The sequence below is a fragment of the Methylobacterium sp. J-068 genome (assembly GCF_022829445.1).
In the GTDB taxonomy this organism is placed as follows: domain Bacteria; phylum Pseudomonadota; class Alphaproteobacteria; order Rhizobiales; family Beijerinckiaceae; genus Methylobacterium.
This window is the reverse complement of sequence record NZ_JAKSXY010000022.1, coordinates 1-9,450: the sequence shown is the minus strand read 5'-3', so window position 1 is coordinate 9,450 and position 9,450 is coordinate 1. Positions and strand designations below refer to the sequence as shown.

9 protein-coding genes are annotated in these 9,450 nt (G+C 67.4%); 1 reads left to right on the top strand and 8 read right to left on the bottom strand.

The window, feature by feature from the left end:
* The 4 genes from MKK54_RS01485 to MKK54_RS01470 all read right to left on the bottom strand — a co-directional run.
* Positions 1–2,286 (bottom strand): hypothetical protein (locus tag MKK54_RS01485; RefSeq protein ID WP_244008739.1); only part of this gene is annotated, 2,286 nt, incomplete at its 3' end.
* A 120-nt stretch (positions 2,287–2,406) separates the two neighbouring features.
* Complete coding sequence (locus MKK54_RS01480; protein WP_244008738.1) at positions 2,407–2,661, bottom strand: hypothetical protein; 255 nt, start codon at positions 2,659–2,661, stop codon at positions 2,407–2,409.
* A complete protein-coding gene (locus MKK54_RS01475) occupies positions 2,658–2,948 on the bottom strand; it encodes a hypothetical protein (RefSeq protein ID WP_244008737.1) in 291 nt (96 codons plus the stop codon). The genes MKK54_RS01480 and MKK54_RS01475 overlap by 4 nt, the downstream gene beginning before the upstream one ends.
* A 24-nt stretch (positions 2,949–2,972) precedes the next feature.
* Positions 2,973–7,355: a host specificity factor TipJ family phage tail protein gene (locus MKK54_RS01470; RefSeq protein WP_244008736.1), complete on the bottom strand. Its 4,383-nt coding sequence runs from the start codon at positions 7,353–7,355 to the stop codon at positions 2,973–2,975.
* 201 nt (positions 7,356–7,556) lie between these two features.
* Here MKK54_RS01470 and MKK54_RS01465 point away from each other — a divergent pair, with 201 nt between their 5' ends.
* Complete coding sequence (locus tag MKK54_RS01465) at positions 7,557–7,856, top strand: hypothetical protein (protein ID WP_244008735.1); 300 nt, start codon at positions 7,557–7,559, stop codon at positions 7,854–7,856.
* Positions 7,857–7,921: 65 nt separating this feature from the next.
* Here MKK54_RS01465 and MKK54_RS01460 read toward each other — a convergent pair whose 3' ends face one another.
* The 4 genes from MKK54_RS01460 to MKK54_RS01445 all read right to left on the bottom strand — a co-directional run.
* On the bottom strand, positions 7,922–8,344 hold the full coding sequence (locus tag MKK54_RS01460; RefSeq protein ID WP_244008734.1) for a glycoside hydrolase: 423 nt from the start codon (positions 8,342–8,344) through the stop codon (positions 7,922–7,924).
* Positions 8,316–8,864, bottom strand: a complete 549-nt coding sequence (locus tag MKK54_RS01455; protein ID WP_244008733.1) for a DUF1833 family protein — start codon at positions 8,862–8,864, stop codon at positions 8,316–8,318. Before MKK54_RS01455 ends, MKK54_RS01460 begins: the two co-directional genes overlap by 29 nt.
* A gap of 4 nt (positions 8,865–8,868) precedes the next feature.
* Entirely contained in the window at positions 8,869–9,246 is a 378-nt protein-coding gene (locus tag MKK54_RS01450) for a hypothetical protein (RefSeq protein WP_244008732.1), read from the bottom strand.
* On the bottom strand, positions 9,246–9,450 hold a 205-nt coding region (locus MKK54_RS01445), incomplete at its 5' end, for a hypothetical protein (RefSeq protein ID WP_244008516.1). The genes MKK54_RS01450 and MKK54_RS01445, both read right to left, overlap by 1 nt.

Here is a 9,450-nt window from a genome sequence, read left to right as displayed (position 1 = left end):
GTACGGCCCCACCGCCCCGACATTGTGCGCGTTGCCGTTCTTGTCGACGAAGGTCAGGTCGCCTTCATCGTTGGTGGTCAGGTTGCTGACGGTGCCATCCGTGTGCAGCCACGTAAACACCATGCCGGTGGCAAGCATCATCGCCCGGCCACTCTCGAAGTAGGCCTTCGTGTAGTTGAGGCCTTCGACATAGCCGCCGTAAGCGTGCTGGATCGCGCGCGGCCGGTCCTTCTTGAAGCTGATGATCTTACCGAACCCGGCAAAATTGCCCATCGGAACGGTTGCCGTCGCGTTCGCGGGCGCAAGAAACGTCAGACTATTGCCATTGCTTTTGGTGGCGACCGTGTAGGGACCGCGCAGCGTCAGGCCGCCGACGGAGACGGGACGAGCGAAGATGAATTCGTCTCCGACATCGAACTGCGCCTCGAAACGCAGTTGCACCCACACCGACGCGCTGCCGGCGGTGGTCGAGACGAAGTTTGCTTCTGTGTAGTCGCCATGGGTGACATCGCCGACGCCACCATGTCCAGTGACAGGATCGCGCCCCTGGCCGACGAGAGCGCCCGGTCCGATGTGATGCCCTTGATACCAGCCGACATAGTAGCCGGTGACAGTGTGCTTGTTCGGGGATTTCAGGACGGATTGCGGGGAGAAGCTGTGAGCCCCGACACCAGCACCTCCACCGTCGCTGACAACGTCGGTGGTTTCCGGTGCCCAGAGGAAGCCCATCATCTGTCGCTGGAGAACATCGGGCGACCGACCAAAGCCGCGATCGGGATAGCGGTTGACCGGGTTGTGCTCCCCCATGTTGGTGTTGCCGCCGGTGACGGATGTCGTGGGCGAACTCTGGACAACGTACCAGCGGCCCTCGGCTGACGCGCCAGCTTCCTCAAAATCGAAATTGAAGCCCACAAACTCCGTGCGTCCGACAGGAAAACCTCGATTGCCGTCGCGAATGACGACCCGATTGGTTTCGCCCTGAACGTTGATCGCGAGCGTAAGAACGACCTTTCCGCCACCGGCGACATTGGCGGTGGCGTTCGGACCCGGCACCTCGATAAAGACGCTGTCGAGGTTGGGATACCCGACGATCCTGTACGGCCCATCTTTTATGGTCAGGCCTCCGAACGTGGCCTGACCGCCTTCGAACTTCAGGCGCAACCACTGCGACAGGCCGGACGAGAGGCCGTGGCCCCCGATCACCACCAGGACCGTGTTGCTACCCGACGTGGTGATCAGGCCGTTGGTGATGGTGGTGAACGGCGGCTGATTGGCCGTGTCGTGGTTGGTGATGTTGCCGAGGACGTTCGTGTCGGCATGGCTCACGGCACGCGGCTGGAAGAAGTTGCAGGCCGCCATCCGCATGACGGGTGCGCCACGCCCCTTGCCCCCCGTAGCGCGCTGCGCGCGATAGCCGTAGCCGAGATACGTGCCGTCGGGCGCGAAGCTGTCCAGCGTCTTGCCGTCCGATTCCGGGAGCAACTGCTCGGCCCAGGCCTGGACACCGCCGCGCGTCCACCGCCGCGCCGGGACCTCGCCGGCCCCACCGTTCAGCGTATCGCCGGCAAAGGTCGGGATTGCCCGTCCGTCTGCGCTCACCTTGCCCGCGAGGGCACCCGGCAACCCCGGCACGTCGGCGACGCCGCCGACTCCAAGCGTCGAGGAGGGCTGGGGCGGCCACTCGCCGTCATCTTTGGGGCCGTAGAGGAGGTTGGCCTGCCCGTCGCGCTCGACAACCCAGTAGTCGCCATTCTCGCCGTCGGACGGCTGCGGTGCCAGCGATCCGGTCAGAAAGCCCGTGCCACGCGCGCCGGTCTGCCCCGCCACGGCAACGGGGGTGATGATCGGTTGGCGACCCTGACCGAAGGTGACACCGGCCCGATCGGCGACGAAGTCGCGGATGGCGGCCGGATCGTCGTAACGCAGGCGCACCGGCACGAGCAGGCGCCGTGCGCCGTCCACCACCTCCAGCAGATCGGCGGTAAGCTCGCCGCGCGGGAAGTTTGCCTGCGCGAAGGCCCGGGACACGCGATGCACGAAGGTGTTCTTGACGGTCTGGTCGCCGCTGCCGTCGGTGGGCGGAACGAGCGAGAGACCGTCCTGGAACGTCAGCACCTTGAGCGGTGCCACGGGCTCGCCCACGCCTGTTTTGGCTGTCGCGGGCGCGATCCAGGCCTCGAAGGTGCGCCCCTCGACCGAGAGCGGGTTGCCGGCCGCGTCGAAGAACGGGATCTCCCAATAGGGGTCCGTCTGGGTCGAGATCAGGAACTGCGGCAGGCCGGCCATGGGCGGTCTCTCGTGTCGCGCAGCCGAACGGCCGCAGCGGGCCGCGCGAGGCGGTCCGGTGCGTGGGTGCGGCGATGTCGGGGGCGGGTGGTGTCGGGCCGCCGAAAGCGGCGGGGCGGCCTACTTGAGGATCGGCGCCGGGGTCGCGTCGGGCGCGGTCTCGGCCGCCGGGATCTCGACCGGCACGAGGCCGTTCAGGCGCTCGATCTCGGCATAGGCTTCGGTGAGGGTCTGGCGCTGGAGCGCGGCGATGCCGGACAGGGTGGCGCAGCGGGTGAGCGCTTCGTTGCGCTGGCGCTCCAGTTCCTCGATGCGCCCGTTCATCTCGGTCACGGTCAGGACTGGCTTCGGGGCCGGTGTCTGCCCGGTGCTCACGCGGCCGCCCGCCTGGTCAGGTTGGCGGTCTGGATCTGCATGGTCATGGTCGAGCCATTCTCGTGCAGCAGGCGAGCATGGGTGAAGGGTGAGGGCGACGGCTCGGAGTAGACCACCACCGCCACATCGCCGATGCCGATATCCGGGATCATCCCGGCCCGGTTCGCGATCGAAACGACGTCACCCGGCTGGAAGGCCGCGCGAGCGGTCATGTCCTCGTAGTCCGACCTCAGGAAGGCCGCGATGTCATCCGGCGTATCGAGCGTCTTTTCCGAGGTGATTTTCACAGTGATCATGGCTCTGTCCTTCGATTATGCGCGCTGTGTGACGCTTGCCAAGTGAATTTCATTGATGACGATCTGCGATCCCGCTTGTTGCCCAACGTATGTGTATCGGAAGCGGGCTTGGTGATTGCCCTGTCCCAGGTACACGACGGCAACCGCCTGGAAGTCGATCGATCCCAACTGGGCCTGAATGCTGGTGTTGGCTTGAGAACTCAGGTCTCCACCGTTGAAGATCACGGTCGCCCGACGAACGCCATCGATCATCAAGTCCATTCGGCTTAAGAAGCTGCCGGACGTGAGGGTGAGATTGCCGTAAAGCGAAACGGTCGTCGGATAGGTGTTCCCATCCGAGTAAATGTTCGCGATCATATTCGCGTCGTAGGCGTTGTTTACTTGCCCTGCGCCAGAAATGAGCGTGTAGTTATAGGCGTCGAACCGAGCCGGCGTGCTGGCGACACCAGCGGGCACGTTCGGGGACGTCAGCTGAAGGTTGGGAACCCGCAGCGTGTTGCCGTCGAAGGACAGCAGCGGGACACTGGACCCGTTGCTGGTGACGAAGAAGCCGTTGGCATCGACCACGAAGCGGCTGGTGCCGTCGTCCATGACCTCGACGTACCAGCCCGCCCCCCGCGTCTGCCCGCCGGCCTGGACCGCGACCAGCGCCTGGATGCGGGCCGAGACGCCCGCCGGCCCGGACTGCACCGCGAGGCTGAACCGCCCCGTGGCCGTCCCGGCATCGGAGCGGGCCTGCACATCGGTGATCCGGTTCGACAGGGCGCTGACGGCGGTCGCGCGGGCCGTCGACTCGTCGACCAGGAGGCCGTAATTCGCCCCGACCGTCGCCGCCGTGCTCTCGATGCGCTGGGACAGGGCACCATCGACCGTGGCTCGCGTGACGCTCTCGTCGGAGATGGCCCCGAAGGCATCGCCGACCCGCGAGATGATGTAGGCGCTGTACTGCGAGACGGCCGTGATCGCATCGGCTCGCGTCACCTCCTCCCGCGCGATCCGCGCGGTGTTCTCGCCGGCCATTGCCTCGACGAGGGAGATGCGCTGCGCTTGCGCGCTGACCGCATCGGCCCGGATGGAAGCCTCCTGGATGATGGATGCTTCGTTCGTGCCGACCCGCGCGGAGACCCCGTCGATCCGCGTGGCTTGGACACTCACCGCGTCGGCGCGAACCGTTCGCTCATCGACGAGATTGGCCTCTGCCGTGCCGATGCGAGCCTGAAGCCCAGTTAAGCTGGTAGCATAAGCCTCGTCGTTCGATTTTCGAACCTGTTGTTCCGCAAGAAAATAGGCACGGTCGCTGTTGTTTTGGTTCCTATCATTGTCCGTCTGCGCGATGAGCGCAGTGGTGCGCGACGCCTGGGCGCTGACGGCATCTGCGGTGGTCCTGGACACGTCGATGATCGCGGCCGTGTTCCCGTCGATCCGGGAGACCGCGATGGCGACCTGAGACGTAATCGCCCCCTCGGCCGTCAGCCGGCTCTGCGACTCGGCCGTGATCGCCGCCGTGTTGGCGGTGTCGTTGCCCAGGCTCTCCAGGGCGCGCGCCAGCGCCAGGTCGGCACGGGCCTTCGCGGCATCGAAATCCGCCTTCGCCTGGACGGCAATCGCCTGCGCCTGCGCCGCGACCGCGTTGATGTGGTCGAGGCGGGCCCGCACGTCATCGGTCAGTCCAGCATAGTCGATCGGCGGCAGGTTGACGATCTCGGTCTGCGAGCCGTCGACCACCGGCGCCACGGTGGTGAAGGTGGTCAGATTCCAGGCGCCGGGCAGACCCGTGCGGCCGTAGGCCCGGGCCCGCACCGTGACCGGACCTTCGACTTGGCGCATCGCCGCCCGGCCGGACGAGGCCGGGCCGAAGGGCGAGAGCACGTCCCAGCTGCCGCCGGCATCGTAGGAGAGCTCGGCCTCGTAGTTCCGGGCGCCGCGCGTGGCCGACACGCCCCAGACCACCTCGATGCCGGTTTCGATCCGCACGCAGCGCGCGTGCAGCACCGCGATCTCCGGAACGAGCGGCTCGGCCAGCCCGTCCGCGCCGACCGGCGCCGGCGCGATCACATCCTCGTCGAGCAGCTGCCAGACGCGCGCGTCGTCGGCCACCATCTCGATCTGCACGTGGTCGGCATCCGAGGGGATCGCCGAGCGCGCGACGTAGGTCTCCTGCAACTCGACGAGATCGCCCAGCACCACGGTGGTGGGGTCCTGGCTGTCGAGGGCCAAGATGCTCGACAGCGTCCGCCCGGTCTGCGCCTGGAGCGCCGTCACGTCGTCGGGGTGGAGCTCCAGCCCGCGCGGGCCGACGCCGCGCATGCGCAGGATGCCCCATTCCCGGCCGGCTCGCGTGCGGATCGAGCCGTAGCCCCAAACGCCGGGCACGTTGGCAGTGACGTCGAGGGTGAGGGTGTTGCCGTTGCGGGCATCGACACCGTAGGCCTGCTTGCCCTGGAGGAACCACAGGTCGGAGAGCACGTGGTCCCCGGGATAGACGAGGCGCCCGTCCCACTCGGTGGTGATCTTGCGCTCGGCGCCCCGGAACACCGCCACGGCCGCGAGCCAGGTGGCGTGCTTCAGGGCGTGCGTGCCGTCCGTGATGCCGTTCACCCGGTAGCGCTTCGGCGTCCGGCTCTGCGGCCCATAGGAGAACCGGGCCTCGTCGGGACGCTTGGGGTCGCCGTCGCGGTCGAACTCCACGATGACGTCGCCGCCCTCGACCTTCGTCTTGAAGGTGGCGCCCGCGCTGTCGCGCACGATCTGCCGGCGGGTGAGCACGTGGCGCGGCTCGGCCCGGCTCTCGTCGCGCACGAAGGAATGCACGGCGCCCACCTTCACCGGATCGGCGCGCAGGGGCAGCAGGATCTCGGAAGCCGCCTCCCAGAACGACGCCACCTCGGGCAGCTGCCCGTCATAGGTGTCGTTCGCGCCGAGCAGGTCGGCGTAATAGAGCGCCTTGTCGGCATCGGCGCCCGAGAGCGCGTCGAGCCCGTATTCCGCCCGCACCAGGTCGCAATAGGCCCAGACCGCCTTGCGCGTCGGCTGCTCGACCCAGGCGCTGCCGGTCCAAACCGGGATGATGCGCGTCGCCTCGACGGAGATGTCCGAGTAGGCCGTGACGGTCAGGCCTTTGCCGGCCCGCATGCGCAGGACGATCTCGGTGGTCTGCGGCCGGATGCGGGTGTCGTCCTCGAACGCGTACATCGCGTCCCAGACCACGCGGTTCTCCTGCGTCTCGCTCGCCGGGGCCTCCGGATAAGCGTTCGCGGCCGAGATCTCGTAGGCGCCCGACTTCGGCAGGCGGAAATAGGCCACGCGGCGCAGCGGCGTGCGGATGAAGACCGACGTGCCCTCGATCGAACGGTGCGCCTCGAATTCCGGGCCGATCACCGCGCCGGTGTTCGGGTCGATCTCCCGCCCGTAATAGACCACGCCGGCCGAGGTCGGCTTCTCCTTGCCCTCCGAGTTCAGCCGGTAGATCGCCGGATAGGTCCAGTTCATCTGCGCGGCGTCGACCGAGACACCCTGCGGCGCCAGCCGGAACCAGGGCGTGCGGCTCGGATTGCCGCCGGGACGTGGCAGTTCCTGCCCGCCCACGGACGGCGAGGCGATGATGTCGCCCGGTGCGATGGTCGAGGGCTGCTCGTAGAGGAACTCGATCGCGGCCCCGAACGGACCGGTCGCGGTGTTGAACGGCGCCTGGATGCCCGAGGCCTCGTCCCAGAACAGCGCGTCGGCCACGCGGATGCGGTGGATCTGGAACTTGCCCAGGCCCAGCGTCATGCGCTTCACCAGCACGGTGGAATCGCCGTCGATGTTGACGAAGTCCCCCTGGCTCAATGGGGGCGAGGACCAGCGCTTGCCGTAGAGCAGAGGCTTGCGCGCACCGGGCTTCGGCACGTTGCCGCCGCCGGTGATGCTGTAGCTCTCGGCGTTCTTCTTCGTTCCCGACGCCTTCGAGGCCTGGGCGGCGTAACCGAGCGCCACGCCGCCGATCACCAGCCCGGCCTGGATGGCCGTGGTCAGGCCGCCGGCCGCGGCGCCCGCGCCGAACAGGGCCGAGCCCGCGATGAGCGGCGCGGCATAGGGTGCCAGGGCGATGAGCGCGATCGAGGCGATGGCGAGCCCGATCGAGGCGACGCCCTTACCCATCGCGGCAGTCGTGATGACCACGACGTCCTGCGGCCCGACCAGCGTCTTCGACCAGGCCGCGCGCAGCCGCACGGTGCGATCGTTCGGCCGGTAGATCTCGGCCGGATCGCCGCGGCGATGCACGGACACAACGAAGGGCCGTCCGGCCGGCGGCCGATGACGCGCCACGATGGTGGAGAGCCGCCGGCGCCGGTTCGGCAGCCGCACGGGCTCGCCGCGCCGCTGGCCGACGACGTTGGTGGTCAGAACGAGAGTCATTGGGCGATGCTGACCTTAGCGCCTATGATTTTTTTTGGGGAGCCGAACGCGCGAACGCGCCGCGCAGCCGTGGGATCGGTCCACGGCGGCAGAGGGGGCGGACTATCGCGGTGTGGGGAGAAAGGTGGACCGGGGAGCCTTGTGCCGCTCGCCCGGCCCGTTCACCATTGGAGGTGCCAACCGAACCAATGAGGAATTGAAATGGAATTTACCGAAGGCCCGCAGGAAAGGAAAGAGTTCACCCTCCCTCCGCTGACCGCCGAACAGTTGATAGTTGTTTCAGGAGCTTTGGGAAGCGTTCTGCACCTGACATTCATGGCGTACGGACATGGGATAGGTGCCGATCGTATCCATGAACTTGAGGAGTTTAGTCGCGGACTACTTCTCGGTATCAAAAACGTTGAGATCGGCGGTCTGGCCATGAACAAGGAGCCCGCCGTCATCGAGACTGTTCATGCCATCGTCGCAGCCGCCATCCCGAATGTAAAACGCATCGGCTAGGATCACGAAGCTGGACGAACCATCGGCGTGGGGAGTGATGCTGAACCGTTCCATTGCGTCTCTCCTTACGCCGGTACCAAGTAGGTGATGCGCCAGCGCCGGGCCTGGGCGATCTCCAGGGGCGGATCGAGGGCGACGCCGTGCGGTTCGTCGGTGTGCAGGATCAGCCCGCCATCCTCGGCGAGCCAGGTGCCGGCATGGGTCTCGGCGCCGGCCGTCCTGCCCATCAGCACCAGGGCAAGGTCGACGGGCTGCGGGATCGCGACCCACTCGGACCGCACCGGATGGCTCGCCAGGACGCGGGCGCGCGCGCGCAGGTCCGACACCAGGAGCGGATCGGCCGCCGGCAGGAGCTGCCCGGCGAGCGTCGCCTGCGCCAGGCTGGCGAGGTGCCAGCAGTTGAAGGCCATCCGATCGTAGGGCTGGCCTCGCACGCCGCGCAGGAAGGCGCGGCGTGCCTCAGGTGAACAGGCCGGGATAGCTGTCACGATCGAAGAACGCGTTGGGGCCGGTGGGTACGTTCTGCTGGCGCCCGTCCGGCCAGGCGATGGTGCCCTCGGCGCGATCGGCCGAGAGGTCGAAGGCGGTCATCTCCAGCCCGGTTAGGGTGTCGTCGTCGGGCCCTGTCACCGCCGCGAATTGCCCAGGCAGGACCCGGTACTGGCGGAAGGTGATGCGGATCGCCTCGTTGTAGCCGATGACGCCCTTCATCAGGTCGTGCAGCAGGCCCGACACGTTGTCGATCTGCAGCTTGCCCTCGGTGGGCCCGTCCTGATCGGCACCCGGCGCGATGATCGAGAATGCGCAGAGCAGGTGCGGGACCTTGGGGCCGCCCTCCTCGAGCGGAAGCGCCAGGGCGTCGCCGGGCTCGCCCAACTCGCTGTCGACGTTCTGCACCAGCAGGATCGCGGTATCGAGCGAGGCGTGGTCCACCTCCAGCGTGGTGACGATCACGCCGTCCGCATCACCGGAGGCATAGGCTTCCTGCAAGGCTTGCTTGAGGGTCATCGGATCACCAATCCTGGACGAGCAGGGTGAAGGACACGAGGTATTCGAAGCGACGCGGGGCTGACCACGCGACCTTCCCTGAGATGCGGCAGACCCGTTGCCCCAGGCTCATGTCGGGAAGTTGGACCGGCGCCTGGAAGCGTCGGGCGCCGGTGTTCAGGTCGTTCAGGTGGAAGGCCTTGAACACGACGAAGGCTTCGGCCGAGAGGCGCAGCTGCATGTTCAACGGGGTCGTCACGAACAGCGACCTGCGACGCACGCGGCTTGGACCATCGTCGAACTGGGTCTCTTGCGTGGCCGGATGCAGACTGTCGGACCCGGCCGAGGATGCGAGCCCCCGCAGCACCGGCAGGCCGGTCGGCCAGGATGGAATGCTGCCCATCACCCAATCCTGGACCAGGCGCCGCCGGCCGCCTGCCCGAACGGGCCCTGCCCGTTGCGCGCGCGCTTGCCGAGGCCGCCTTCCACCGTGCGCAGCACCTGATCATACCCACCGTCGGCGCGGCGCTGGGGCGGCCCTTCCGGCTCCAGGTTCGTTCCGGGCGGGGTGATGAAGTTGATGCTCGGCATGGCCGTGCTTCCCGCA

Bases quoted from the DNA above. Each gene is read 5' to 3' on its own strand.
- MKK54_RS01470 (WP_244008736.1), bottom strand. From the start codon at position 7,355: ATGACTCTCGTTCTGACCACCAACGTCGTCGGCCAGCGGCGCGGCGAG.
- MKK54_RS01465 (WP_244008735.1), top strand. From the start codon at position 7,557: ATGGAATTTACCGAAGGCCCGCAGGAAAGGAAAGAGTTCACCCTCCCT.
- MKK54_RS01455 (WP_244008733.1), bottom strand. From the start codon at position 8,864: ATGACCCTCAAGCAAGCCTTGCAGGAAGCCTATGCCTCCGGTGATGCG.
- MKK54_RS01450 (WP_244008732.1), bottom strand. From the start codon at position 9,246: ATGGGCAGCATTCCATCCTGGCCGACCGGCCTGCCGGTGCTGCGGGGG.